The organism is Kordiimonas lipolytica, from assembly GCF_042651265.1.
In the GTDB taxonomy this organism is placed as follows: Bacteria; Pseudomonadota; Alphaproteobacteria; order Sphingomonadales; family Kordiimonadaceae; genus Kordiimonas; species Kordiimonas lipolytica.
Map to the genome: position 1 here is coordinate 321800 of NZ_JBHSCR010000014.1, position 25202 is coordinate 347001.

A 25202-nucleotide genomic window follows, 5' to 3' on the forward strand; every position below is an offset into this window, starting at 1 on the left:
CGGCTTGCCGGATGGCTGTTTGGCTGCGAGCGTGGCAAATGAGAGGGGATACCAGATGGGACTAGCCGGGTATTTTGTTATTCTCATTGTTTTTGTGGTGGTTTTCACCTTCGAGGTGATTGCGCCCGCGTCGGGTAATGACTGTGACAAGCGCTGGCAGATATATGCGGGGGCGATCAGCGCGGTGCAGATGGCCGTGACGCTTGCAGCAGGCTATCTGTTCAATGATTGGTTCGCGGCTCATGCGGTTTTCCAGTTGAATCCCGGCATCCCGGTATTTGCGGCTGCGCTTCTTGTGTTCCTAGTTGTCAGTTTCATTGCCTACTGGTGGCACCGGGCGACCCACCGGTTCGATTTGCTGTGGCGGGTGTTTCATCAATTGCACCATAGCCCGGCACGGATTGAAGCGCTGACAGCTTTTTATGTGCATCCCTTCGACGGCCTGGCCGCGAATATCCTTAATGTCGGCGTGGCGTTCTGGCTATTGGGGGTGTGCGTGGATGTTGCAGCTATCGCGCTTGTTTATGCGGCTGTCTATAACATCTATATCCACTCTGATACCCGCTCTCCCCATTGGCTGAGATACATTGTCCAGAGGCCAGAAATGCACCGCATACACCATAAGGCGGGGCATCATGCAAACAACTATGGCTTGCCGATATGGGACCTCTTGTTTGGCACTTTCACAAACGTGTCTGGTGCAGATTTTCCATGCGGCTTTGAAAAGGCAAAAGAACAGCAGATCAAGGACATGCTGCTTCTGCGGGATATCAAAGGCTAGGATGCTTCAGTTTCGCCGTCCTCATCTTCCTCATAAGGCATGTCCTTGAGGATTGCTTCGCCCTTGACGTACCACGACAGACCAAAAGCCCAGACGGAGATTGTCTCCAGCCAGAAGGTGGGGCTCCTGGCCTCAATCGCTGTGACCTGGTCTGCGCTCAGCACATATTTCCCCAAAATCAGATAGGCCGCGCCCAGGCCGATCATAGACAGCATGGTCCAACCGCAAAGCCGGTAGATTTTGTTGCGGCGGCGTTTTTGCAGGGTGGGCTCCGTCTCTCCGGATTTGGTGAACAGGCACAGGCAGAAATAGGCCAGGACCAGGAAGAAGGCGAGCGAGAAAAACCAGTGCAGATAGCTTGAGACGCCAAAGGGAACGCCTGCCAGCACGTCTTTGGTCTCAAGCGTTGGGAAAAGCGCGGTGCCCACTGCCGCCACAGCTGCGATGTTGCCCGCCGCATTGTCTGAGATATGATACCACGGGCGCCTGGCGGCCTGTTCGGGCGTGTCTTGATAACCCTGATAGGCATAGAGGAAGATCGCTTCTGCGCACAGCACGCCCACGAACACGTCTCCCATGGGGGAATGGTAATATTGGCTGATTGACAGGCGCATCAGGTCGCCGTTCAGATTGACCATATCGCCAAACAGGATGCTGCCGATGACCAGGATAATGGGAAACAGTAATCCGAGTCGGCCAATGGCCCGCCGCATACTCATATAGTGAATGATAAGCCCATTGGAGCCTGCCATGGAAACCTCCCCGTTTCGCTGAAAGCATCACTCCGAACAGGTGCATGATACACGGTATGGGCGCAGCCGCCAATGGGGGCTGCGCCAGACTGTGCTTACTTTCCTGCAATCTCTGTCAGCAGGATATGCCAGTGTTCAAGAGACTCATAAAAGGCCTTTACCGGCACCCGTTCATTGAGGCCGTGGGCATACATATCACTGCCCTTCATATAGATGCCGGACACACCATAGCTATCCATGCCCGCAGCGCGGAAATGCATGCCGTCTGTGCCGCCTGATTCCATATAAGGGACAATTTCCACGCCGGGGTGTAGGGTGTGGACGGCTTTTGTCAGTGGGCCAAGCACATCTTCGCGCAGTGGCGATGCAGGGCTTTCTGTTGGCTCATAAATGACCTCCCACTCGATGGCAGGGTTCGCAACGACCTCCTTGAGCATGCTCAGCGTGTTGTCAACGCCCGTCCCCGGGAACACCCGGCAGTTTACCGTTGCTGTGGCGCTTTGTGGCAGGGCGTTTTCCGCATGCCCGCCGCGCAGCATGGTGGCCACACAAGTTGTGCCTGTGGTGCCGACATATTCAGGATAGGACCGCAGTGTCTTCAACGCCCATTCGTCGTTCGGGTTTTCTGCGAAGGCGGCCATTGCCTTGCCCAGATCACCTTCCGACCGCTTTGATGAAGCCTTGAAGAAAGCACGGGTCAGATCGCTATAGGATACCGGGAATTTGTAGGCCTGGATTTTCTTCAGCGCGTCGGCCAGATCATAAATCGCGTTGTCTTCACGCGGACGGCTGCTGTGGCCGCCTGGGTTGGTGGCTGTCAGTTCAAAGGTGACATAGGTTTTCTCGGCGGCCTGCATGTTGAAGCTGATCACGCTGCCGTCGTCTGCCAGGGCCCCGCCGCCCGCGTCGGCGATCAGCACGAACTCGGCGTCCGTCAGGTCACGGAAATCATTGGCCAGGGCTTCTGTTGTCACCATGCCGGACTCTTCGTCGCCCGAAAACGCGATGATCAAGTCGCGCGTTGGCACAAAACCTTCAGCCTTCAGACGCAGGAACGCAGATGTAAGCGACGTGGTGCCCATTTTGTTGTCAACAGTGCCGCGGCCAAAGAAATAGCCGTCTTCCTCGATCAGCGTGAAAGGGTCGCGCTCCCAGTCTTCGGGGCGCGCGTCCACCACATCCATATGGGCGGACAGAAGGATCGGTTTTTTGCCCGATGACCCATCACCCCGGTAGCGCACGATCAATGCGGCAGTTTCGCCCATTTCCTTGATATGGATATCGGCGTCGTCAAAGCCGCCCGCCCGGAATTGATCAGCCAAGTAATTGGCCAGCTTGGGCACATTGCCGAATCCTTCGGCGGTGCGCATGGCAATGGAAGTGCGGTATATCTCCAGCGCTTTCTGTTCATGCGCTGTTGGGTTGTCCTGGCTGGCGTGCCCCTGTGGCGTCAAAATCGTTGCCGCAAGGGCAAATGCGGTGAGTGTCTTTTTCATGGGTATTCCCTCTGTTTCCCCTGTTTGAAAAGACGGTAGCTCAACAAAGGCAAGGGAACACCATAGAAATTCTGCGGCTGAGTATAAGAAATCCCAAAGTGGGTGATCCAGTGCGACTTTCGTCTAATTGAACGACTCCTTCTAGCATGCTAGGCCTTGCCCATCACACACACTGGAGAGCCCCATGTTTCATATTATTGATCCGCTTCTGCTGCCTGAAGAGGTTGCGCGCCTGAGAGAGTTGGCGCAGACGATCAAGTTTGAGGATGGACGGCAAAGCAACCCGGGCTTTTCCAAGAAGAATAACCTTCAGCCTAACCATGGTGACGAAGGCTATAAGGAAGCGGCAAGCATTGTTCAGGCGGGACTTTCCCGAAACGAATATTTCCGCGACTATTGCATCCCCAAGTCCATGGCTATTCCGATGCTGACCAAATACCAGCCGGGCATGAACTATGGCGAACATATCGACAATGCCATGTTGCCATACCGGCCGGCCATCCGGTCGGACATCAGCTGCACGGTTTTTGTGTCTGACCCCGAAAGCTATGAGGGCGGCGAGCTGAATGTACGCATGGGGGACAAGAACCTGCAGATCAAGGGCAAAGCCGGGACGGCAGTTGTGTATCCCAGCACCACTTATCATCAGGTGTTGCCGGTCACAAAGGGTGAGCGCATTGTTTCCATCACCTTTATCGAAAGCATGGTGCGTGACCTTCAGCAGCGCGAGATTTTGGTTGAACTGACGGAATTCCTGCATGCCAACGCTGCCAAGGTGGGGGCGGACGAGCAGATGCGGCTTGAATATGTGCGCCAGAACCTGACGAGGATGTGGAGCGGTACCTAGGCGCTAGTTCGCGTACCCGAATGCCCTGAGCTCGCTTGCGGTCAATTCGTGGGTGCGGGCGAAATCAACCAGCCAATTCATTCCCTTGGTGATTTCCTCGCTGTTTTCAGCGCGGGATGCGGCCAGCCGGTCGCGCCTATCCTGCGCGGAAAAGCTATAGTCCGTGGCTTTCGAATACCGCCCCAGGACAGGGTTGCTGAGCGCATTGGCTATGTTTTGTTCATCGGCTGGGTGGTCAAAATGCCGGGCCAGCGCCGCAAGGGACGCTGCCGGGTCTTTCAGATAGCGGTCAAAATCCAACCGATGTACCCGGTCGCCTGCTACCTCTGATGCAAGCTGCATGTTGGTCATTTCCGCCAAGTAGGTCATGGCCGCCAACTCTCCGGCTGACATCGAATGCAGAGGCGGCAAGCTTGCGCCTGTCGCTTCCATCAGGGAAGCCATGCGAGGCTTGGCGCCGCCCGCGAGGTCGGTGATATAGGCCGGTGCCCCCAGAACCGTGCTGATATAGATTTCAGGCGCCATGGAAAGGCACATGGCCCGGTCCTTTGGGAACTGCGTCAGCCACGGCGCCGCCAGCAGGCTGCAGAAGCTGGTGGCCTTGAGGACGCTTGTTTCGCCCTTCTTTGGTGTGCGGGACCAGAGCGCGCGCATAAGCGCCATGTCTTCCATGATAGATGCACTGTTTTTCCGGCTCCAGACGGTATCGCGGTCGGTCCAGAAATGGGCAAGGTCGCGAAGCGGCAGTGGTTCGCGCAGGCTGAACATGCCGTCCAGAAGTCCAAGGGCGCGTGAAATCAGCGTCGAGCCGCAATGGCCGACATGGAAGATCAGCCCCATTGGCTGTGCAGGCGCTGCGCCGGTTTGCGCGCGAACCTCTTCAAGGCTGGCCCAGTTGCCCTGCATGCCGGGGCGGATGGCACGCTGGTCCAGAAAGGCTGCATCACTATAGAAGGCTGTGTCAGCGTCAATCAGATAGACCTGATCGCTTTCCCAATTCACCTGGAAGGGATAAAGCGCGGGGTCGTCCATCAGGTTTGGCGTGGCCTGCATCGACTTTATGCATCCGTTTCATGTTAGGGATTGGGCTGTGGGCGAGAGGATAGGCGGCGATTTCGCAGATAACAATATGCTGATGGTTTATCTGCCATCGTGGATATGGGGACCGGGAGGCGGCGGGTACCACCTCCCGGCATGTTGTTTTTAGTCCATCAGTTTTTTCAGAACATAAACCGTCTGCAGGGCATCAGTGAAGGCTCTCTGCTTTAGGTTCGCGGCGGCTGAATGCCCGCCTTCGGTGTTTTCATAATAGATCACCGGCTTGTCCATGGAGAGCATCCGTGCCGCCATCTTGCGGGCGTGGCCCGGGTGCACGCGGTCGTCCTTCGTGGACGTATAGAAGAAGACCTCCGGATAGTCCTTGTCAGCACTGAGGTTCTGGTACGGTGAATATTTAAGGATATAGTCCCGCTCTTCCGGGATATCCGGGTTGCCGTATTCGCCCATCCAGCTTGCGCCGGCCAGAAGCGTATGGAACCGCATCATGTCCAGAAGTGGTACAGCACAGATCACAGCGTTCCATAGGTCCGGGCGCTGGGTGGTCATCACACCCATCAGAAGGCCACCGTTTGACCCGCCGCGGATACCCAGGTGCTCAGGGCTGGTGAGGCCGCTGCTGATCAGGTCTTCGCCCACGGCGATAAAATCGTCATAGGCGCGCTGGCGGTTTTCCTTTAGGGCCGCCTGGTGCCATTTCGGGCCAAACTCGCCGCCGCCACGGATGTTGGCAACAGCATATGCGCCGCCTTCTTCAACCCAAAGCTTGCTGAAGCCGGACAGGTAACCAGGCGACAAGGAAATCTCAAACCCGCCATAGCCATAAAGAACGGTCGGTGTCTTGCCGTCCATCTTGGTGTCTTTGTGGCGGATCAGGAAATAGGGTACGCTGGTGCCGTCAGCCGACGTGGCGAACTTCTGTTCGGTCACCAGGTTCGAGGCATCAAAGCGCGTTGGCAGGCTTGTCACTTCTTCTGGCACCTTACCGCGTTCCACGACATAAAGCGTGTCGGGCTGCAGGAAGCTCTCAAAATTCACGAAAGCTGCGTCGGTCCATTCATCGGCGCTTACTACATTCAGGCTGCCGTTTTCCGGCATGCCCAGGTCCGCCACCTGCCAGCCTTCGGCGTCGGGGCGGGCGGACTTCAGGTTGCCGGTTACTTCGTCAAGCACGGTCAGGAAAACGCGGTCCTTCCCGATGGTCACGTCGTCGATTGAGTTACGCTCGCCCGGCTCGAAGATCACCTTGAGGCTCAGGCCTGGGCGGCCAGCGATTGCGTCGGCCACCTTGATGGATACCAGCGAGCCAGCCTTCACTTCTTTGGCGCCCACGGTCCAGTCCTTGCGCATTTGCAGGAGGAGCATGTCGGCGAAGAAGCCCTGGAAGGAGATGGTCTTTGGCAGGTCCAGCGTGCGCATTTCCGCCTCAAGGCCTTCGCCTTCCATGATGTGGATCACTTCGGTGAAAAAGTCAGGCGCCTGCACAACGCCCACATACGTGCCGTCAGGGCGGTGGCTCGCGAACGGGAAGCTACCTACGTCCTTGCGGTCGCCTTCATGCATCAGCTTGGCCATCGACAGCGGTTCGTTCCGCTTCCAAAGCTTGATCTGGTTGGCATAGCCAGAATCCGTCATGGTGCCGTCACCAAAATCTGTGCCGATCAGCACGGTGTCAGCGTCCACCCACACAACTTCCTGTTTGGCTTCTTCGGTGATGAAACCGCCATCCACGAAGCGTTTGGTGAAGGCGTCAAATTCGCGCACCACAACGGCGTCACCGCCGCCGCGGCTCAGTTCAATCAGGCAGCGGCCAAAATCGGGTGCCAGGCACTTACGCGCCTTATAGACCCAGTTCTCGCCTTCTTCTTCGGCCAGCTTGTCAAAGTCCAGAACGTCCACCCACTTGGGTTCGCCGGATTTGTATGACTTCAGGCTGGTACGGCGCCACAGGCCACGGACATTCTTTTCATCCTGCCAGAAGTTGTGCACGGCACCGCCCGTGAGGCGGCCATAGGCGATTTTGTCCTTGGCGTTATAGTCCTTCAGTGCGCGTTCCTTCAGGGCCTCAAAACGCGGGTCTTTTTCCAGCATGCCAAGCGAATGGGCATTGCGTTCATGCACCCATTCAAGCGCCTTGTCGCCTTCAACCTCTTCAAGCCACAGGAACGGATCATCGTCCGCACCCACGGCAACCGTAATGGCTGCAGCCATAACTACTCCTACTGTCACTGATTTCATTTTGTCCCCCCTTGGACTGTTTTTGTTGCGTTTAGAAATTGTCTTTCCGCGCCCGCACTTCGGCGAACACTTTGGGTAGCGGCGCGCCAATCATGCCCACCGTTTCCTGGATGTTGTCGCTCATGGGCCTGAGGAACGGGTTGGTTGCCTTCTCCAGCCCGATGGTGGTCGGGATGGTGGGTGTGCCTGCTGCGCGCAGTTTTTCCACTTCCGCCATGCGGGCCTGAAGGTATGCATTGCCGGGCTCCACCGTCAGGGCGAAATTGCCGTTGGCCATGGTATATTCGTGGGCGCAGTAGACCTTCGTTTCGTCCGGCAGCTTCAGGAATTTCGACAGCGATTGCCACATCTGGTCTGCCGTGCCTTCAAACAGACGGCCGCAGCCCATGGCGAACAGCGTGTCACCGCAAAAAAGCGCGGCGTCGCCAGCAAAATGATAGGCAATATGCCCGGCTGTGTGGCCCGGCACGTCATAAACGTCTGCCGCCACATCGCCCAGATAGGCTTGGTCCCCGTCGCCAACCGCTATATCAAGGCCCGGGATGCGCTCGCGTTCCGCCGCCGGCCCGACAATGGTCACACCAAAGCGTTCCTTCAGCGCCAGGTTGGCGCCCGTATGGTCCCAGTGGTGGTGGGTGTTCAGGATATGGGTCAGCGTCCAGCCGCGCTTCTCAAGCTCCGCGACCACTTCATCCTCAACGGCAGGGTCAACGACCGCCGTGTCGCCCGACCTGGGTTCATGGATCAGATAAACATAATTGTCCGACAGGACCGGTATTTGAACGATCTCAAGCATAGATAACTCCCACTCCGGGCGACACTATAGCCGCGCTCGACAGTCGGGCCAACTCAGAAACGGCAGTGTGTGCTTGCACCCATGTGCCATGCCCCCTTACGGTGTTGGCTGATTGCATCACAAGAAAGGGACGGCCATGGGCATCACGCGTCTGAATTTCCTAAAACTGATGGTGGCGGTGGCCTTCCTGGCGCTCAGCGGGTGTGGCGACAGCGGACAGACGCCGGAACGCTATGATGTTCTGATCATGAACGGCACCGTGTATGACGGCACAGGTGCGCCGGGGCGCGAGGTTGATGTGGGGGTGCGGGATGACCGAATCGTCGCCATCGGAGACCTTTCGGGTGCGGAGGCCGACACGGTTATTGATGCTGCGGGTAAGGCGGTCTCCCCCGGCTTTATCAATATGCTGTCCTGGGCAACAGACAGCCTGATCATCGATGGCCGCGGCCTGTCGGACACCGTTCAGGGAGTAACGCTTGAAGTGTTTGGCGAAGGCTGGTCCATGGGGCCACTGGCGGATCATACGAAAGCAGATTACCAGAAGAAAATCAGCGCCACGCCCCAGCCCTATGACGTCAACTGGACCGGCTTTGGCGAATATCTTGAGATGCTGGAAGCAAAGGGCATTTCGCCAAATGTGGCGTCCTATGTGGGTGCCACCACCGTGCGGATCAATCATGTCGGATACGCCAACCGTGCGCCGACAGCGGATGAGCTTGAAGCCATGAAGGCCGAGGTGGCGACCGCGATGGAGGAAGGTGCCATGGGCCTAGGCACGTCGCTTATTTATGCGCCGGCCTTCTATGCTGATACAGATGAGCTGATCGCGCTGGCGAGCGTCGCGGGCCAGTATGGAGGTCGCTATATTTCGCACATGCGCAATGAAGGCAGCCAGATCATGACCTCGCTGGAGGAGCTGATCACCATCGCCCGGGAAGCCGGGCTTCCGGCGGAAATTTATCACCTGAAGGCAGCGGGCAAGGAAAATTGGGGCAAGCTGGATGAGGTGATCGCCCGGGTTGAAAAGGCGCGGGCTGAGGGCTTGGATATCAGCGCGGATATGTATAGCTACACGGCTGGGGCCACCGGGCTTGATGCGGCCATGCCGCCCTGGGTGCAGGAAGGCACACACGATGATTGGGCGGCCCGCCTGAAGGACCCGGAAATCCGCAAGCGGCTGCAGGTGGAAATGACCACGCCGTCTGACGATTGGGAAAACCTGATGCTGGCGGCAGGCCCGGAGGGGGTGTTGCTCCCATACTTCCAGAACCCGGAGCTGAAGAAATATACAGGCATGCGCCTTTCGGAAGTGGCAGCGGCCATGGGCAAAACGCCCGAAGAGGCCGCGATGGATCTGGTGATCGCGGACGGCACGCGCGTGAGCGCCATCTATTTCCTGATGTCTGAGGAGAATGTGAAAAAGAAAATCCGACAGCCCTGGGTGGCTTTCGGGTCTGACGCCGAAGCGGTGGACCCTATGGTCGCGAAAGAATTTGGCGGCAAGCACCCGCGCACCTACGGTAACGTCGCGCGGTTGCTTGGGCACTATGTTCGGGACGAAAAGGTCATCCCTCTTGAGGAGGCAATTTTCCGGTTGACCGGACTGCCAGCGGCACGGCTGAAGCTAAGGGATCGTGGCCATATTCTTGAAGGGGCTTTCGCCGACATTGTTGTTTTCGACCCGGCGACGGTTGCTGATCATTCAACCTTCAACGATCCACACCAACTTTCCACGGGCGTCAGTAATGTATTCATCAACGGTGTACAAGTGATCAAGGATGGTGAGCATACGGGCGCGACCCCAGGACGTGTGGTGCGTGGCCCCGGCTGGACCGGGCGGATGGGAAGCCAGTAAGCGAGCGTATCAGACGTTCAGAAGCCAGGCGCCGACCTTCAGACGCACGTCAAGATCGGGGGCCACCTCACCCTGTGGGGCAATGGGCCAGTCCCATTCTTCAATCGGGTCGCCCGGCAACAGGGTGCGATCAACGGTCTGGATAATATGCGGTGCAGTGCCAGTGACTTCCACGCGTTCATAATCCGTGATCAAAAGCACCGGGCAATCCATGGCCAGAAGCGCCCGCACATGGGCCTTTTGCACAGCTGAGGTGATTTTTTGTTCCTGTTCGTCCGCGGGTGGGCTGGAGGCAAAAGCAAGAGGCAGTTGGCTCAGCACATTGCAACTGATGGCCATCCCGAAGCCCACAAGCGGCAGCGGTGCCATATCCGGTGGGCTGAAGGCCGTGTTCTTGTCGCCCAACCAGAATTCCTCAAGCATGCCTGTGAGATCAGCGCGCTCGAACTCTATGTTCCCAAATGATCGGATAGCCCGGCGGGTACGGCGGGTTTCAACGGCGTCCATCAGAAGCGCTCCTGCCGGGTGATCATTAAGCGCTGCCAGTGGCACGTCAAGGCATAGCCCAGCGCCCATCAAGAGGATCGGTTCATTTGGGTCTGCCTGATGAAGGTGGGCAGTGATACATTCCTTGGTGTGCTGCAGATGCTCTGCCCAGAAGGCTTTTTGCCTACGGTGGCGACCAAGGATGCCCGCAATTTCGCGCACCAGCCCTCCTTCACGGGCACCGGGCACCGCGCGAACGGTCAGGACGGTCAGGAATTCTTCAATCATGGTTCACTATCCATCCCAGGCAGAAGCTTGCCTGGGTTCATAATGCCGATGGGGTCAAGAGCCGCCTTGATCTGGCGCATCAGGTGAAGGGCAGGGCCCTTTTCCTGCTCCAGATACTTCATTTTGCCAAGGCCAATGCCGTGTTCGCCCGTGCAGGTGCCACCCATCTCAATCGCGCGGGTTACCATGCGGTCGTGCAGATCGTCGAGCGCGCGCATTTCCCCCAGATTGTTCGGGTCCGCCAGCAGGATTGTGTGGAAATTGCCGTCGCCCACATGGCCTACCATGGTGCCAACGATGGGGCTTTCATCCATGTCAAAGCGGGTTTCGCGCATACAGTCCCCAAGCCTTGAGATAGGCACGCATACGTCTGTTGTCATGATGTGTTTGCCTGGAGCCATGGCGCGGGTGGCATAATAAAGCTGGTGGCGCGCGTGCCACAGCTTGTTTATGTCTTCCTGCCTCTCGGCGAATTCAATGTCCGATCCGCCCATCTCGGACGCTAGTTCAGAAAAAGCGCTGACCTCTGCGTCGACTGCGGCGGCACTGCCGTGAAATTCCAGGAACAGGGTGGGCGCTTCCTTGTGCTCGAGGCCTGAGTATGTATTCACAGCCTTGACGGACAATTCGTCCAAAAGCTCAATCCGCGCGACCGGCAGCCCCATCTGGATGGTGGCAATCACCGCACTTGTAGCCGCATCAAGGTTTGGGAAGTGGCACACCCCCGCCATCAGCTTTTCTGGCCTACCATAAACCCGCAGACTCATTTCCGTCACCACGCCAAGCGTGCCCTCAGACCCAGCAAAAAGGTGCGTCAGATCATACCCTGCAGCCGATTTGCGTGCGCGGTTCCCGGTCTCAATGATTTCGCCTGTGGCGGTGACGACCTGCAGGGACAGCAGTTGTTCACGCATGGTGCCGTACCGGACTGCATTGGTGCCAGATGCGCGGGTGCCCACCATGCCGCCCAGCGTGCAATCGGCCCCCGGGTCGACCGGGAAGAATAGGCCCTTGTCGCGCAGATGCGTATTGAGTGCCTGTCTGGTAACGCCCGCCTGGACACGGACATCAAGGTCGGCTTCGTTAACGGCAAGGACACGGTTCATCAGGCTTAGATCTATGGTCAGGCCGCCATGAGGGGCGGTGACATGCCCTTCGAGCGACGTACCGGCCCCAAAGGGGATCACCGGCATGCGGTGGCGGGCGCAGATGCGCACAGCGTCGGCGACCTCTTCCGTGGTGCCTGCATGAAGGACGGCATCCGGCATCATCACGGCATGCGAGCTTTCATCCGCGCCATGTTGCTCCCGGTCAGCGGATGCCAGGCTCAGCTTTGCGCCGAAGCGTGCTGTCAGGTCAGAAATGGCCAAGTCTTTGTTCATAGGGTCATTTTACAGAAGCTGAATTATTTGGCGAGAGTAGAATGAATTATGCAGGCCAACCCAAGTCTGTTAACAGAACATCAAGCCTTGGGACTTAGGGTGTTAGTGCAAATGTGGGGGCAGGGGCGGTTTTATATGCTGACGCAAGTCATAACAAATATCCTCAACGAGCATGATTTTCGCGTCCTCGGCCTTGCCGGTCTTATTTCGCTGATGTGCGCCTTTACCGCGGTTCTGATGGCTCAGCGCGCAAGAGAGTCCGCCGAAAAGGACCGCTGGCGCTGGCTTTTGAAATCTGCCGTTGTGGTGGGTGGCGGTTTCTGGGCAGCTCATTTCATAGCGATACTGGGGTGGGATCAGGGCATGGCCATTGCCCATGGCTTCTGGCTGAACGTGATGTCAGGCGCCGTGATGATCGGGTCTGTTGGCATAGGCCTTTATATCGCCACCTATAACCGGACCAAACGCGCGCGCCTTCTGGCTGGGCTGATTGTAGGCGCTGGGCTGGCGCTGATGCATTTCGTAGAACAGCAGTCCCTGATGCTTCAGGGCACGATCTTTACCGATGTCTGGTTCAATGCCGTTGCCGTTTTGGCCACGCTTCCGTTTACCGGTATCGGTTTTGTGGTCATGAACAAGACCTACGACCGGGTCAGGCTGCTTCTTGCCACAGCGCTTCTTGCAGGCGCTCCTCTTGTGCTTCATGTGATTGCCATGGCGGGGACAACCATTGTGCCTGATGCCATGCAGCCGGTCCCCGACCGGATATTCACAGATGTGGTACTGGGTTTTGGCGTGTCCCTTGGGGCGTTTGCGGTTCTGGGTATAAGCTTGGCCATGGTGATTATGGATATTCACCTGACCGAGCATCAGTCGGTTGAGGTTTCGCGCCTTCAGGGGCTTGCGGACGCTGCCATTGAAGGCATCGTGGTGGTGGATTATGGCGGGCATATCGTTGATGCCAACCCAAGCTTCCTATCGCTTGTCTGCCATAGCGCGCGCCAACTGAGGGGGCAGGATTTCGCCCGATATTTTCATGATTTCCCGCGCGGGGAAACAGTCACCAACCTGTCGGAACGGGCGGAGCATGTTGAAGAGACCACGCTTGTCAGCTCTGTTGGTGAAGAGATCCCGACGGAGCTGTTTTTCAAGTGCGCGATTGTTCGCGGCGAACCCCACAATGTGGTGATTGTCAGGGACCTGCGTGAACGCCGCGCCGCCGAACAGCGGATCAATTATCTGGCCAACTATGACATGCTGACCGGCCTTGCCAACCGCCAATTGATGATGGACCGGTTGGGGCAAAGCATCCCGACGGCATTGGCGCACGACCAGAAAGTCATCCTTCACTTCATCGACCTGGATTCCTTCAAAGAAATGAACACAACCATCGGCCAGCATAACGCGGATCAGCTTCTGAAGTTTATCGCTGGGCGCATTTCAACTGTGATGCGCGGTATGGTGACGGTATCGCGCCTGGGCGCCGACCAGTTCTGTGTTGTTCAGGAAGGGGTCGCTAGTACGGAGAGTGCTGTACTTCTGCTTGAGCGCCTGCGCCGGAAGCTCAGTCAGCCGTTTTCTGTGGCCGGGCGCGAGGTAAAGGTTACAGCCTGTGTTGGCACAGCCGTCGTCCCAGATGACGCGGATGACCCGAGCACACTTCTGGCGCGCGCAGAGATCGCCATGAAGAAGGCGAAATCCATTGGGCGAGGCACCTATTGCTTCTATGAAGAAAGTGTCGACAAGGCGCAGGAGGATCGCCGCAAGCTGAAGCTGGAACTCTCTGGGGCGCTTGAACGAGGAGAGCTGTTCCTTTTGTATCAGCCACAATTTGACTGCGACACTGGCGTTGCTACCGGCTTTGAGGTGCTGGTGCGCTGGCGACATGCGGAACGCGGCATCATCTCACCCGCTGAGTTCATCCCACTAGCCGAAGAAACGGGGGCAATTGTTGAAATTGGCAACTGGATCATCGATGAAGCCTGCAAGGAGGCGGCAAGTTGGGAAAACCCTCTAAGGGTTGCCGTGAACCTGTCACCGGTTCAGTTCCTTGAAGATCATCTGGCCGGCTATATTGCAGACACGCTTCAGCGACATGGCCTTGCGCCACGCCGCCTCGAGCTTGAAATCACGGAAGGCGTGCTGATAGAGGACGAAGAACGCGCGCTTGATATGCTCAGAACGCTGAAGGAGAAAGGTGTTCTGTTGGCGATGGATGACTTTGGAACGGGCTACAGCTCGCTCAGTTATCTCAGGCAATTTCCTTTTGATAAGCTGAAGATCGACCGCAGTTTCATTATCAACCTGCAAAGCGACCCGCAGGCGCTGGGTATCGTCAAGGGCATGATCGGGCTCGGGCACGGCCTGGATATCCCGGTGTTGGCAGAGGGTGTGGAGACCGAAAGCCAGCTTGCGATGCTCCGACTGGAACATGGTGACGAGGTGCAGGGCTTTTTCACCGGCAAGCCAAAGTCAATTGCAGACTATGCCAGCCTGACCAAAGCATCTGAAAAACAGGATGAGGCCGGTCAGCCGGCGATATCGGGGCGTACAGCCTAACGCCCTTCGGCGAGCAGTGCCCCGAGCTTTTCACTGAACGCCAGTGCGGAAACCCCGATGCTATTATGCTTTGTGCCACTGCGGTGCGATACCGTGGTGATGCCAATAACCCGATACCCTCCCGTCAGCTGTTGTAGGATCGGGCCACCGCTATCGCCATTCAGCGACAGACAAGTGGTTACCAGCACATGCCCTTTATAAGGGGCGGCAACGATCTGGCAGTTTTCTTCCAGCGACAGGATGTGCGCCCGGTCGCCGGCATACCCGGCAGTGGTCACCTGGGGCATTATCGAAACTAGCTCAGGTTCCGTATGTTTCCCGGGCAAAAGGTCGGGGTGAAGCTCAAGAAAGCCAATGTCGGCGCCGATGGGGTCAGTCAGGATAAGCAAGGCCCAGTCTTGGGACCAGTTTGCCGGATTTATCGCCGCATTTTCGAGGTTGAAGTCCTTACCGAGGATATAGCCTTTGACCCTTGAGTGGGCGATATAGTCGCCTTTTGCGTAGCCTGCCAGAAAATGAAGATTGTTGGGAACCGATCGTTTTTTCGTGCGCGGGGAATAGACACAATGGGCCGCTGTCAGCACCAGTTTTTCGCCCACAAGCGTGCCGCTGCAGTGGGTCAGGCCGTTGTTGTTTACACGCCCAATGGCACGCCAGGGCGCTTCGCTGCTGTCCACCGTGCGGCGCTTGAAGCTGGTGACCACATTTTCAGGCACACGGCCTTCAGCTGCCCGCATGCGCTTCAGGCGTTCTTCCGGCGTCATGGTCGCGTCCTGGTCCTGTGCCCATACAGGCACAGCCAAAAGCACGAAGGCGATTATGGCTAAGGTCCTAATCATCCGTATTCAGCTTGGGCGGTTCTGTGTCGCTTACAGGGATGTTTACTGTGATGCTGCGGTAGAAGCAGCTGGGGTGTCCCACGTGACAGCATTTTCCCCCTTTTTGCTCCACAACAAGCCACAGCGCATCCTGGTCGCAGTCTGTGCGGAATTCCTTCACCAGTTGAAATTCGCCAGAGGTAGCGCCCTTGTGCCAAAGCTCCTGGCGGGAGCGGCTGAAATAATGCGCCTCGCCTGTCTCGATGGTGCGCTCAATGGCCTCAGCGTTCATCCAGGCCTGCATCAATACCCGGCCCGTTGTTGCGCAGGTGGTGACAACAGGGATCAGGCCCTGGTCATCGAACTTGGGGGCGAAGGCATCGCCTGTTTCCACAGTCTTTCTGTCAGCCCGGTCTGCAAACTGGATTTTGGTCATTGGTACGCTCTTAAAAATAACAAAGCGGCATGATCGCCCGATCACACCGCTTCATCAAGTCTCTTGCTTCGATTTTATCAGAAGATGAAATTATCCGTGGCCAGTTCGCCCATTGTAACACCGGTCAGCAGCACGCTGTCACCGCCACCAAGATCAATCAACAGGCCTTCCGTCGTGTCGGTGGCTGCGGCCTGAACGCTGGCGAGGTCTGTGAAGTCTGTGCTGGTGCCAGAGAGGTTCAAGGTGTCTTCCTCAAGACTGAAGCCTTCAACAATGTCACTACCGCTGCCGCTTTCAAAGATCAGAACATCGGCTTCGCTGCCGGGCCGAAGGATATCGTCACCACTGCCGCCATTGAGTGTGTCGGCACCTGTGCCTCCATACAGCGTGTCGTTGCCCGCGCCGCCGCTGATGATGTCTGCATCGGCACCGCCGTATAGTTCATCGTTGCCGTCGCCGCCATTTATGACATCATCTTCTGAGCCGCCGAAAATGATGTCGTCGCCATCATCGCCAGACAATGTATCTGCCCCCAATCCACCGCCGAGTGTGTCTTGGTCTTTACCTCCATAGCCGAGATCGTCTCCGGCACCAGTCCATATTTGGTCCCCACCGGTACGACCGGTTATTTCATCATTACCATCGCCGCCAAACAGGAAATCGCCATCCGCGCCGCCGTCGATGGCGTCGTTACCATCGTTTCCGTGAATATTATCCCGGCCACGTTGGCCATATTGGTGATCGTCATTGCTGCTACCTGTCAAACGGTCACCGTCATCGCCACCATAAGTGTAAACACGCTCGAATTCACCACTTACCAAAGTGTCTCGGCCCGTACCGCCAAATAAGCTTGCGGCTGAAGCGTTGGCTACAAGGCGATCATGCCCGCCGTCTCCGTAGAGGAATGTGTGTTGCCCGTTTGCCTGAAGCAAATCGTTCCCCTCGCCTCCTCGCAATTTATTATATTCGCCACTGCCCACGATTGTGTCGTCTCCGCTAGCGCCGGAGACTTCCAACTGGTTGCCAACGCCTTCGATAAGGTCGCCGTCTTCGGTGACTGTGTACACGTTAAGGGCGACATTCAAATCTGACGGGGTTTCGTAGCCGGTGAGGTCGATTGTATCATTGCCAAGAACAAGATTCTCGATTTGCATGGCAGGGTTCGAGCCGAAAAATCCGATTACATCGATGCTGGCGATTACTTCATGGTTATTGTTCAAGATGTTGATTTTGAGGTTGTGATAGAAGCTTGAGCCGGAAAAGGCGATGTTGTCGGCACTATGAGCGATATTGGAGATATCGAGGATATCTACTTCGCCTTCTACTGAGGTGCTGCCTAGTTCAGAAATGCTGACTTCAAATTCTTCGGTGGACGCTTCTATATCCCAGTCCAGAATATAGCGATCGCTGCCATTGCCGCCAAAAAGGAAGGCCGGGCCTGCCAGTGAGTGATACAGGATGTCATCGTCACTACCACCATAAAGGCTCTGCCTAATGGCACCAGTATGCAATACGTCTTGCCCACCTTCTCCCAGGGCGACCGCATCCGGTGCGCTTCCAAGCGTGATGGTGTCATTTCCCTCTAGGCCACTGATGTCCAGAGTTAAGCTGTCTGTTGTAATGATGTCATCACCGTCGGTGGCGCCAAAGAAAAAGATACCGTTCATCGCCGCGCCGCTGATTCCCATTGGGATATTCAGGCTATCTGTTCCGATTTTCAGGGTTTCGATCTGGGTATGGGAAAGATTTCTGTGCGAGACATCAACTTGTCCGACGAATTCGCCATCCTCATAAACCCGGATGCCAAATATGTTGGAATAGGTGCCGCTGAAGCGAATATCCGTCAGGTTGCCCGCAACTGCGGACAGGTCCAATGTGTCGTTGCCCCAGCCACTTTCAGGGTATGCGGCGGATTCGGTTTCCGATATCCAGGTAAAGTATGGCTCGTCCGCTGAATGGGTTTCCCAATTAACCACATAAAGATCGTCGCCATCGCCGCCATGCAAGGAGGTATGATTGCCGTCACCTGTGGATAATGTGTCGTTTCCGTCCCTGCCAGCCAGAATATCATTATCCCCTGCCGTCAGAACGTCGTCAGTGTCAGTGCCTTCGATATATGACATTCGATGTCCCCCAATCTCTGTCATCGATAGTCTCAATATGTGTATTTTTTCACATAAATGTGGTATGTGGGAGTGTCAATGCGTTCTCCCTCCCCCCTTCCCAAATTTGAGAGAAAGAAAAGGCTTACTCCCGGAAGAAGTAAGCCTATTTGTGATCGGCTGCAAACACCTGTTCTATCCGCGCACCATGTCCCAGAAACGGCGCTCCTGGTCGGCTTCGCGGAAACAACCACGGAACTGGCGGGTGATGGTATAGACATCACTGTGCTTCACGCCGCGGCAGGACATGCAGCTGTGCGTGGCGTCCACCACCACGGCCACGCCTTTGGGCTTCAGATATTTTTCAATCGCGTCGGCGATCTGCGCGGTCATGGTTTCCTGCGTCTGCAGCCGCTTTGCATAAGCCTCGACGATGCGTGCAAGCTTGGAGATGCCGACTACTGATCCATTCGGCATATAGGCCACATGCGCTGTGCCCAAAACGGGCACCATATGGTGCTCGCAGTGGCTCTCGACTTTGATACCGCGCAGCACCACCATGTCGTCGTAGCCCGCGACTTCTTCAAATGTGCGCGACAGGATGTCGGCCGGGTCGTCTCCGTAGCCCTTGAAGAATTCCTGATAGGCTTTGGTGACACGCTTAGGTGTGTCCAAGAGGCCTTCTCGGGTCGGATCGTCGCCCGCCCAGCGGATCAGCGTGCGCACGGCCTCTTCGGCTTCGGCACGGCTTGGCTTGAGCACACGTGGGGTATTTCCTGCGCCTGCGTCCCCACGGGCGTCATCAGGGATTACCTTCAGTTCAGAGCCATTGGCCCTTTCAAGTACGGCATCCATCTAAAATTCCTTTCTGTGGATGATGGCCAACCTCATGTCGTCGGGTCGGCTATGGAATCGGTTTCCGGCGCGGGGCGCTTCGGAAACACCGATAGATATGGTCAGGATTAGCTGGAAATCAAGGCAAAGGCAAGATTTCTGAACCATGGGCCAAATCCTTCTTGGCATTCACTTACAGTCGGCTTACGTAAGGGGTGAACCTCTGGATCACTGGTTTGGGGCCTTTTATGACCGAACTGTACAATACCGATATCCTGCGCTGGACCACACGCATTCCGCACACCGACCGGCTTCAGGTGGCGGACGCGACAGTGACCAAGACCAGCCGCATCTGCGGTAGCCGGATCAGCGCGGATGCCTGTGTCCGGAACGGGGTGATCACCGAATTCGGTCAGGAGGTGAAAGCCTGTGCACTTGGCCAGACTACAGCCGCCATCGTTGGCCAGCATGTGATCGGGCTCAGTGAAGACGAGCTTTCTGACATCGCCGCGCGTTTCCGCCATATGGTTAAGACCGGTGAGGCTGACTTCCCTGATAAGTGGGCAGCTTTGGCGCTTCTTGCCCCTGTGTGGGAGCATCCGGGTCGCCATGGCAGTGTGCTACTGCCCTTCGAGGTGCTTGAAAGCCTGTTCGCCGAAGCGGATCATGCAGGCAACTGATTTCAATTCGATCTAACTATCGACAAAGTTCTGTTGTTCACTATGGTTGGCGCAAACCGAGTGGAGAGCGAAGATGGTGCGACGTTTCATATCAGGCCTGTTGTTGCTGGCAGTAGGCATTGTCAGCCCGGCCCTTGCCAACGGCACGATGGATGAGATGACAGCCGCCATCAGCCGCGGGGATTTCAAGGACATCACCAGTGTTCTTGTCATGAAAAACGGTGACATCGTCTACGAGCGCTATTTCGGCAATGGCAAGCCCGACTATCTCAATAACACGCGCTCCGCGACCAAAAGCATCACCAGCATGGCGGTGGGCGCGGCGATCGAGCAAGGCGCCTTCACCGGTGTTGATGACCCGGTCATGCCGCTGTTCCATGTCTATGACCCGATCAAGAACCTGAACGATGACAAGAAGGATATCCGCCTTAAGGACCTTCTGACCATGTCGTCTGCGCTTGATTGTAATGACAATGACCAGACAACGCCGGGCTATGAAGACAAGATGCATGAAAAACAGGACTGGACGCGCTTCGCCCTGGACTTGCCAACCATGCCAGGCTGGTCGCGCGATGGTATGGGGCTTGGGCCTTTCCGCTACTGCACAGTAGGGACATTCCTTACCGGTCAGGCGATCGAAATGGCGGTTGGGCAAAGCCTTGACGATTTCGTTGACGCCGCCCTTTTCACGCCGCTTGGGATCAGCAAATACGAATGGTACCGCTCCCCCATCGGGGAAGAGCAGGCCGGTGGCGGGCTGGAACTCACGAGCCGCGACCTGATGAAGTTCGGCCAACTGGCGCTAGAGGACGGTGTCTGGCATGGCCGCAGGTTGCTGCCCGAAGGCTGGATCGCTGCAAGCACCAAGCCGCACCGCAAGGTCAGTGAAACGCAAAGTTACGGATACCAGTGGTGGATCGGGGAGTTCTTCTCAGCCACTACGGGGCTGGTTCACAAGTCCTATTATATGGCCGGTAACGGCGGCAGCAAAGTTGCTGTCTTTGAGGACATGGGCCTTGTGGTGGTGATTACGGCTGAGCGATACAATACGCCCGGCATGCACCAGCAATCGAACGACCTGCTGCAACGCTATATCCTGCCAGCCTATGAGGTTGGCGCCGTTCACTAGAGGTCTGTTGTCGCTTTACTGATCCGCCCGCCTGTGCGAGCCTTCTGGCAAGAACGGTCTGGCAAGGAAAAGGGGCATCGGATGGACGCGCTTCTGGCGAATCTTCCCATCATCTTGAAATATATGGCGCTTGTTTTTGTGCTCGCCATTGGACTGGGCGTGCTGTGGGTCATTGGGGCCTACTGGCGTGACAAGACCCAGCATGAAAGTGCGCTCAGGCGCAACTACCCGGTGATTGCCCGCTTCCGATATCTGTTTGAGCATCTGGGCGAGTTTTTCCGCCAGTATTTCTTCGCGCTGGACCGCGAGGAAATGCCCTTCAATAGGGCGGAGCGGTCATGGGTTTACCGTGCCGCGAAAGATGTGGATTCGACCGTCGCTTTCGGCAGCACGCGGGACCTTCGTCCAGCAGGGACCGTGTTTTTTGCCAACTGCGCCTTCCCCGCGATGGATGAGGAGGAAGCCGAGCCCACGCCTGTCACCATCGGCCCGGGTGCCAGGCACCCTTATACTACCAGCAGCATTTTCAATATCTCGGCCATGAGCTTTGGGGCCCTTTCAGTGCCGGCTGTGCGGGCGCTTTCCATGGGTGCAAAGAAGGCGGGTATCTGGATGAATACCGGTGAAGGCGGCCTGTCCCCTTATCACCTTGAAGGCGGCTGCGACATCGTCTTCCAGATAGGCACAGCCAAGTTTGGGGTGCGGAAACCGGAAGGCGGTTTTGACGAAGAAAAGCTGAAGGCGGTTGCTGCGCGCGAACAGGTTAAGATGTTCGAAATCAAGATGAGCCAGGGAGCCAAACCCGGCAAGGGCGGCATCCTGCCAGGCATCAAGGTGACGGAAGAGATCGCCGAAATCCGCGGCATTCCTGTTGGCGAAAGCGCCATCAGCCCAAACCGCCACCCGGAAATGAAAGGTGTGGGCGATATCCTCGATATGGTCACTTACGTGCGTGAGACCACGGGCAAGCCCACGGGCCTCAAGATGGTGGTGGGTGACGAAGAATTTTTCGGTGAACTATTCGCAGAAGTTGCCAAGCGCGGTGCGGAGAGTGCGCCCGACTTTATCACCCTTGATGGCGGCGACGGCGGCACGGGTGCCGCGCCCATGAGCCTGATTGACAATATGGGTATGCCTCTGCGCGAAAGCTTGCCGCTTCTGGTGGATAGCCTGAAGAAAAACGGCCTGAGGGAGCGTGTCAAAGTGATTGCATCAGGCAAGCTGATAAACCCGTCCGAGGTAGCGTGGGCCTTCTGCGCGGGGGCGGATTTCGTCAATAGCGCGCGGGGCTTCATGTTCTCGCTCGGCTGTATTCAGGCGCTTCAGTGCAACAAGAACACCTGCCCCACGGGCATCACCACCCATGACAAGCGCCTTCAGCGCGGCTTGGTGCCAGAGACAAAGGCCGACCGTGTGGCGCACTATGCTGAAAACATGAAGAAGGAAATCTGTATCATCGCCCACAGCTGCGGTGTGGCAGAACCCCGAGCGCTCAGACGCAAGCATGCCCGCATTGTCATGCGACCGGGCCTGAGCAAATCCATGGCAGAGCTGTGGCCCGATGTGGCGGAAGGGTAGCGGTAATCGATCTACAGATTTTCGCGCGTTCGCTTGTGATGGCGTTTCAATCTAGCTCTATTCCGGGCCGCCGAATCCAGATTGTAGGTCGGAGGTTTTACAGCTGTGCCTGTTCGTATGCCATGTATAGTCGGTTGATCATCTCTTGGTCTTCGATTTCGTCCAATGTCACGTTAAAAACCGCTTGCTGGTTGGTAGTTGCGTCAATAGGGAACAGAATGCCAGACCCATACGGATAGCCTTCTTCCTTCACAAAGAGCCGTGCCATGTCGGACTCAAAGACCGAAAAATTGAAGGCCTTCCGAAGGGTAGGCGTGTTGCTGCCTTGTGACCAGGCAAGCACAAGTAATTGATATTCGCCGATATCAAACTTGCCCAGATTTCCTCGCGTGAAGTCGCGAATGTGCGACATCAGGTCTGTTCCGATCGTGACAGCCGGGCCGTTGGGAACATACTTGGAATTTATTTCGATCTGGGTTTTCTTGGTGATCTCACTGATCGTTGCTGATTGCGTCCTGCTCCAGCTGCTGAAAGATGCGATGAAGCCTGACCAGATCGTATCGCTTGGTACCGTGATGTTGCTGAACGGGATTTGAGCAACGATTTCGTTCCGGCTGATGGCTTCGGGTTGCAGATAGTAAGTTTGAGCCGGCATCACATGGGCATAACCCGTGTCTTTGGACTTGATGAATATGTCCATTCGCTCGACCACTCCGCCCGCGCCCCCTTTGTTGACAAGCTGAACAAACAAGTTTGCGGTCAGGTTTCCCCAGGTTTCAAACAGGGTCATGTTGCGCCCAACAACAAGGTCGAGGTTGGGCTTTTCGAAATAGGTATAAAGCGGCTTCATCTGCGACAGAACGACCGCGACAATGGAAATCACGATTGGGGCTAACGCCCAGCGTCCAGCTTTTGTGTCTTCAGCCATAAGTTCCCCCAATGCTGGAAAGAATTATCACTCAAAACGTATGCGTGCTTAGTAAAGGTGGTTTATGCTAACCCCTGGGTTGAAGGCGGGCAAGCTGCTTTTCAGAGGCTGAGCGCCTCGCCCATCTCGCGGATAGTGTCGATTTTCTGGTTTAGCGGCGACCAGTCGTCGCGCTCGGCGATGTGGGACCAGATGTCTTCCACTTCATCAATCAGCATGGTGCAGGGCGCGTCGCCGTGGAAATAGGGGTGCTTCAGCGCGCCGGGTTTTGCAGGACTATAGCCCTTGAGCGCGTCGCAGAGCTCGCCAAATTCTTTGTAACGCTCTGCCTTGGGGCTGGCCATGGCGCGGTTTTCGCTGATGCCGCCGCCGAACCAGTCGAAGAAGAAGCGCTCATAAGGGAACTGTTCCCTCAGCATGAAATTGTTGATGAGTGTGAGGAGCGCATCATCAACCTTGTCGCCCTTCGGCTTGATGCCCAGCCGCGCCAGCAGCTTTTCACGTAGCGCGGCAAGATAGATGCTGGGGAAGGGCGCCAGCACATCCTTCAGTGCCTGTTCCTCGCAGATATCCGCCAGCGCGCCGCCAAGTTGGTAGATGTTCCAGTGCAGCGCATCGGGCTGGCGGCCGAAGGCATAAAGCCCGGTCTCATCGAAATAGGCAGCGGTGAACTGCAGGTCCATTTTCGGCAGGAAGCGCCAGGGGCCGAAATCGAACACCTCGCCCGAAATATTGATATTGTCTGTGTTCAGTACGCCATGTACGAACCCGGCGGCCATCAGTTCGGCGGCCTGCACAGCCACTCGTTCCATCACAAGGCCAAGGAAATGAAGAGCCTTTTCAGCGGCGCTGCCTTTCATTTCGGTATCGAAATAATATTTCAGGCAGTAGTCCACGAGCTTCGTCAGCTTTTCCTTATCGGTGAAATAGGCGTGGCGCTGGAAGGTGCCGATGCGGATGTTGCCGTGGGTCAGGCGCACCATCACGGCGGAGCGGGTGGGTGAGGGTTCATCCCCGCGCATCAGGCTTTCGCCCGTTTCGATAATGGAGAAGGTTTTTGAAGTGTTCACCCCAAGCGCTTCCAGCATCTCGGTCGCCATGATCTCGCGCACGCCGCCCTTCAGGGTCAGCCGCCCGTCACCGGACCGGCTGTAGGGCGTGGTGCCGCTGCCTTTGGTGCCAAGGTCCATCAATCGGCCCTGATCGTCCCGCATCTGGGCGAACAGGAAACCGCGGCCGTCGCCGATATCCGGGTTATAAACCTGGAACTGGTGGCCGTGATAGCGCTGGGCCAGGGGCGAGGGCAGATTGTCGTCCAGTGGTTCGAAGCGGGCGAAATGTTTGACCCAGTCGTCATCCGACAGGTGATCAAGCCCGACCGACCTCGCAGCCCGGTCATTCCTGTAGCGTTGGATCGCCTGCGGAAAATCAGCCGCCTGAACCGGATCGGCGAAACCTTCACCGAGGTTCAAGAAGGCGGTTTCGGGGCGATAAGTCATCGGCCCTCATTGCTTTCCGGGAAGCCCCAAGTGATATGATCGCTTATATTGGGGCGGGGGCGTTCGGTTGGCTCGTCTGCCTGGTTGCCAAAGAACAGGAAGCCTGCGATCTGCTCGTTTGCCGAAAGGCCCAAACCGTTCGCGACCGTTTTGCTATAGGCCGCCCAGCCGGTCAGCCACTGGCTGGCAAAGCCAAGCGCTGTTGCGGCCACCAGCATGTTTTGGCAGGCCGCGCCGATGGATAGTTCCTGCTCAAGCACTGGGATTTTGTGATCAGGGTTGAGGCACATGATGGCCACCACAAGTACAGGCCCCTGACTAGCGTAGCCCTTCATTTTTTCGGCGACCCTCGGGTCGCGCTCATCTTCAACCACCAGGCCTTCGGCAATCAGGTCACCCAGCTTCTCACGCTCAGCGCCCGTGAGTACCAGGAACCGCCAGGGCGCCAGTTTGCCGTGGTCTGGCACGCGCATACCGGCGGCTAGAATCTTCTCCATCTCGGCCCGGTCGGGGCCCGGTCCAACCATGTCCTTCGCCTTGACGCTGCGGCGGTTCATTAGAAGATCATAGGTGGCTTCGTTGGGCGTGTTGAAGGACATTGATTGACTTTCAGTTTATCGTCGGTTGCTGGCAGGGATATTGGGGTTTGCCCTGCGCCT

Annotated in this window: 21 protein-coding genes; 7 read left to right on the forward strand and 14 right to left on the reverse strand. The window is 56.8% G+C overall.

Annotation, left to right across the window (positions count from 1 at the left end; translation table 11 throughout):
- Positions 1-55: 55 nt before the first annotated feature.
- The gene (locus tag ACFO5Q_RS14115) at positions 56-781 is read left to right on the forward strand and encodes a sterol desaturase family protein (protein ID WP_068143710.1); all 726 of its coding nucleotides are present in this window, start codon (positions 56-58) and stop codon (positions 779-781) included.
- Here the strand turns inward: ACFO5Q_RS14115 and ACFO5Q_RS14120 are convergent.
- Both ACFO5Q_RS14120 and ACFO5Q_RS14125 read right to left on the reverse strand, forming a co-directional pair.
- Positions 778-1533, reverse strand: coding sequence for a hypothetical protein (locus ACFO5Q_RS14120; protein WP_068143711.1), 756 nt, complete (start codon positions 1531-1533; stop codon positions 778-780). The two genes, ACFO5Q_RS14115 and ACFO5Q_RS14120, sit on opposite strands and share 4 nt — an antisense overlap.
- A 95-nt stretch (positions 1534-1628) precedes the next feature.
- Positions 1629-3029: a M20/M25/M40 family metallo-hydrolase gene (locus tag ACFO5Q_RS14125; RefSeq protein WP_068143713.1), complete on the reverse strand. Its 1401-nt coding sequence runs from the start codon at positions 3027-3029 to the stop codon at positions 1629-1631.
- A 184-nt stretch (positions 3030-3213) separates the two neighbouring features.
- On the opposite strand from ACFO5Q_RS14125, the gene ACFO5Q_RS14130 reads away from it, so the two are divergent.
- Positions 3214-3876, forward strand: coding sequence for a Fe2+-dependent dioxygenase (locus ACFO5Q_RS14130; protein ID WP_068143716.1), 663 nt, complete (start codon positions 3214-3216; stop codon positions 3874-3876).
- A 3-nt stretch (positions 3877-3879) separates the two neighbouring features.
- On the opposite strand, the gene ACFO5Q_RS14135 is transcribed toward ACFO5Q_RS14130, so the two are convergent.
- The 3 genes from ACFO5Q_RS14135 to gloB form a co-directional block, all read right to left on the reverse strand.
- Positions 3880-4929, reverse strand: coding sequence for a hypothetical protein (locus ACFO5Q_RS14135; RefSeq protein ID WP_068143718.1), 1050 nt, complete (start codon positions 4927-4929; stop codon positions 3880-3882).
- 150 nt (positions 4930-5079) lie between these two features.
- Complete coding sequence (locus ACFO5Q_RS14140; protein WP_068143720.1) at positions 5080-7143, reverse strand: prolyl oligopeptidase family serine peptidase; 2064 nt, start codon at positions 7141-7143, stop codon at positions 5080-5082.
- Positions 7144-7201: 58 nt separating this feature from the next.
- Positions 7202-7966, reverse strand: a complete 765-nt coding sequence (gloB, locus tag ACFO5Q_RS14145; protein WP_068143722.1) for a hydroxyacylglutathione hydrolase — start codon at positions 7964-7966, stop codon at positions 7202-7204.
- Between the two features lie 136 nt (positions 7967-8102).
- Between gloB and ACFO5Q_RS14150 the strand changes: the two genes are divergently transcribed.
- On the forward strand, positions 8103-9824 hold the full coding sequence (locus tag ACFO5Q_RS14150; RefSeq protein WP_068143724.1) for an N-acyl-D-amino-acid deacylase family protein: 1722 nt from the start codon (positions 8103-8105) through the stop codon (positions 9822-9824).
- A gap of 9 nt (positions 9825-9833) precedes the next feature.
- Here ACFO5Q_RS14150 and ACFO5Q_RS14155 read toward each other — a convergent pair whose 3' ends face one another.
- Together ACFO5Q_RS14155 and ACFO5Q_RS14160 are read right to left on the reverse strand one after the other, a co-directional pair.
- A complete protein-coding gene (locus ACFO5Q_RS14155) occupies positions 9834-10598 on the reverse strand; it encodes a hypothetical protein (protein WP_068143727.1) in 765 nt (254 codons plus the stop codon).
- The gene (locus tag ACFO5Q_RS14160; RefSeq protein ID WP_068143728.1) at positions 10595-11980 is read right to left on the reverse strand and encodes an FAD-binding oxidoreductase; all 1386 of its coding nucleotides are present in this window, start codon (positions 11978-11980) and stop codon (positions 10595-10597) included. The genes ACFO5Q_RS14155 and ACFO5Q_RS14160 overlap by 4 nt, the downstream gene beginning before the upstream one ends.
- Positions 11981-12115: 135 nt before the next feature.
- Between ACFO5Q_RS14160 and ACFO5Q_RS14165 the strand changes: the two genes are divergently transcribed.
- Positions 12116-14539 carry a putative bifunctional diguanylate cyclase/phosphodiesterase gene (locus ACFO5Q_RS14165; RefSeq protein ID WP_068143730.1) on the forward strand — a complete coding sequence of 808 codons (2424 nt, stop codon included), beginning with the start codon at positions 12116-12118 and terminating at the stop codon, positions 14537-14539.
- On the opposite strand, the gene ACFO5Q_RS14170 is transcribed toward ACFO5Q_RS14165, so the two are convergent.
- From ACFO5Q_RS14170 to folE, 4 genes are all read right to left on the reverse strand, one after another.
- Positions 14536-15378, reverse strand: a complete 843-nt coding sequence (locus ACFO5Q_RS14170; RefSeq protein ID WP_068143733.1) for a trypsin-like serine peptidase — start codon at positions 15376-15378, stop codon at positions 14536-14538. The genes ACFO5Q_RS14165 and ACFO5Q_RS14170 overlap by 4 nt on opposite strands.
- The gene (gene hisI / locus ACFO5Q_RS14175) at positions 15371-15793 is read right to left on the reverse strand and encodes a phosphoribosyl-AMP cyclohydrolase (protein ID WP_068143735.1); all 423 of its coding nucleotides are present in this window, start codon (positions 15791-15793) and stop codon (positions 15371-15373) included. The genes ACFO5Q_RS14170 and hisI overlap by 8 nt, the downstream gene beginning before the upstream one ends.
- Before the next feature lie 77 nt (positions 15794-15870).
- Positions 15871-17916, reverse strand: a complete 2046-nt coding sequence (locus ACFO5Q_RS14180) for a calcium-binding protein (protein WP_068143738.1) — start codon at positions 17914-17916, stop codon at positions 15871-15873.
- A gap of 174 nt (positions 17917-18090) precedes the next feature.
- Positions 18091-18750, reverse strand: coding sequence for a GTP cyclohydrolase I FolE (gene folE / locus ACFO5Q_RS14185; protein ID WP_082719661.1), 660 nt, complete (start codon positions 18748-18750; stop codon positions 18091-18093).
- A gap of 227 nt (positions 18751-18977) precedes the next feature.
- Between folE and ACFO5Q_RS14190 the strand changes: the two genes are divergently transcribed.
- From ACFO5Q_RS14190 to ACFO5Q_RS14200, 3 genes are all read left to right on the forward strand, one after another.
- Positions 18978-19409 carry an iron-sulfur cluster assembly scaffold protein gene (locus ACFO5Q_RS14190; protein ID WP_068143740.1) on the forward strand — a complete coding sequence of 144 codons (432 nt, stop codon included), beginning with the start codon at positions 18978-18980 and terminating at the stop codon, positions 19407-19409.
- A gap of 73 nt (positions 19410-19482) precedes the next feature.
- A complete protein-coding gene (locus ACFO5Q_RS14195; RefSeq protein ID WP_068143742.1) occupies positions 19483-20538 on the forward strand; it encodes a serine hydrolase domain-containing protein in 1056 nt (351 codons plus the stop codon).
- 81 nt (positions 20539-20619) lie between these two features.
- Positions 20620-22116: an FMN-binding glutamate synthase family protein gene (locus tag ACFO5Q_RS14200; protein ID WP_068143744.1), complete on the forward strand. Its 1497-nt coding sequence runs from the start codon at positions 20620-20622 to the stop codon at positions 22114-22116.
- A gap of 97 nt (positions 22117-22213) precedes the next feature.
- Here ACFO5Q_RS14200 and ACFO5Q_RS14205 read toward each other — a convergent pair whose 3' ends face one another.
- From ACFO5Q_RS14205 to ACFO5Q_RS14215, 3 genes are all read right to left on the reverse strand, one after another.
- Positions 22214-23044 carry a hypothetical protein gene (locus ACFO5Q_RS14205; RefSeq protein ID WP_068143746.1) on the reverse strand — a complete coding sequence of 277 codons (831 nt, stop codon included), beginning with the start codon at positions 23042-23044 and terminating at the stop codon, positions 22214-22216.
- Between the two features lie 101 nt (positions 23045-23145).
- Positions 23146-24543 carry a protein adenylyltransferase SelO family protein gene (locus ACFO5Q_RS14210; RefSeq protein ID WP_068143748.1) on the reverse strand — a complete coding sequence of 466 codons (1398 nt, stop codon included), beginning with the start codon at positions 24541-24543 and terminating at the stop codon, positions 23146-23148.
- Positions 24540-25142, reverse strand: coding sequence for a nitroreductase family protein (locus tag ACFO5Q_RS14215; RefSeq protein ID WP_068143750.1), 603 nt, complete (start codon positions 25140-25142; stop codon positions 24540-24542). The genes ACFO5Q_RS14210 and ACFO5Q_RS14215 overlap by 4 nt, the downstream gene beginning before the upstream one ends.
- Between the last annotated feature and the right edge of the window lie 60 nt (positions 25143-25202).

Coding starts and splice junctions, on each gene's coding strand:
- ACFO5Q_RS14115 (WP_068143710.1), top strand. CDS start 56: ATGGGACTAGCCGGGTATTTTGTTATTCTCATTGTTTTTGTGGTGGTT.
- ACFO5Q_RS14120 (WP_068143711.1), bottom strand. CDS start 1,533: ATGGCAGGCTCCAATGGGCTTATCATTCACTATATGAGTATGCGGCGG.
- ACFO5Q_RS14125 (WP_068143713.1), bottom strand. CDS start 3,029: ATGAAAAAGACACTCACCGCATTTGCCCTTGCGGCAACGATTTTGACG.
- ACFO5Q_RS14130 (WP_068143716.1), top strand. CDS start 3,214: ATGTTTCATATTATTGATCCGCTTCTGCTGCCTGAAGAGGTTGCGCGC.
- ACFO5Q_RS14135 (WP_068143718.1), bottom strand. CDS start 4,929: ATGCAGGCCACGCCAAACCTGATGGACGACCCCGCGCTTTATCCCTTC.
- ACFO5Q_RS14140 (WP_068143720.1), bottom strand. CDS start 7,143: ATGGCTGCAGCCATTACGGTTGCCGTGGGTGCGGACGATGATCCGTTC.
- gloB (WP_068143722.1), bottom strand. CDS start 7,966: ATGCTTGAGATCGTTCAAATACCGGTCCTGTCGGACAATTATGTTTAT.
- ACFO5Q_RS14150 (WP_068143724.1), top strand. CDS start 8,103: ATGGGCATCACGCGTCTGAATTTCCTAAAACTGATGGTGGCGGTGGCC.
- ACFO5Q_RS14155 (WP_068143727.1), bottom strand. CDS start 10,598: ATGATTGAAGAATTCCTGACCGTCCTGACCGTTCGCGCGGTGCCCGGT.
- ACFO5Q_RS14160 (WP_068143728.1), bottom strand. CDS start 11,980: ATGAACAAAGACTTGGCCATTTCTGACCTGACAGCACGCTTCGGCGCA.
- ACFO5Q_RS14165 (WP_068143730.1), top strand. CDS start 12,116: ATGCTGACGCAAGTCATAACAAATATCCTCAACGAGCATGATTTTCGC.
- ACFO5Q_RS14170 (WP_068143733.1), bottom strand. CDS start 15,378: ATGATTAGGACCTTAGCCATAATCGCCTTCGTGCTTTTGGCTGTGCCT.
- hisI (WP_068143735.1), bottom strand. CDS start 15,793: ATGACCAAAATCCAGTTTGCAGACCGGGCTGACAGAAAGACTGTGGAA.
- ACFO5Q_RS14180 (WP_068143738.1), bottom strand. CDS start 17,916: ATGTCATATATCGAAGGCACTGACACTGACGACGTTCTGACGGCAGGG.
- folE (WP_082719661.1), bottom strand. CDS start 18,750: ATGGATGCCGTACTTGAAAGGGCCAATGGCTCTGAACTGAAGGTAATC.
- ACFO5Q_RS14190 (WP_068143740.1), top strand. CDS start 18,978: ATGACCGAACTGTACAATACCGATATCCTGCGCTGGACCACACGCATT.
- ACFO5Q_RS14195 (WP_068143742.1), top strand. CDS start 19,483: ATGGTGCGACGTTTCATATCAGGCCTGTTGTTGCTGGCAGTAGGCATT.
- ACFO5Q_RS14200 (WP_068143744.1), top strand. CDS start 20,620: ATGGACGCGCTTCTGGCGAATCTTCCCATCATCTTGAAATATATGGCG.
- ACFO5Q_RS14205 (WP_068143746.1), bottom strand. CDS start 23,044: ATGGCTGAAGACACAAAAGCTGGACGCTGGGCGTTAGCCCCAATCGTG.
- ACFO5Q_RS14210 (WP_068143748.1), bottom strand. CDS start 24,543: ATGACTTATCGCCCCGAAACCGCCTTCTTGAACCTCGGTGAAGGTTTC.
- ACFO5Q_RS14215 (WP_068143750.1), bottom strand. CDS start 25,142: ATGTCCTTCAACACGCCCAACGAAGCCACCTATGATCTTCTAATGAAC.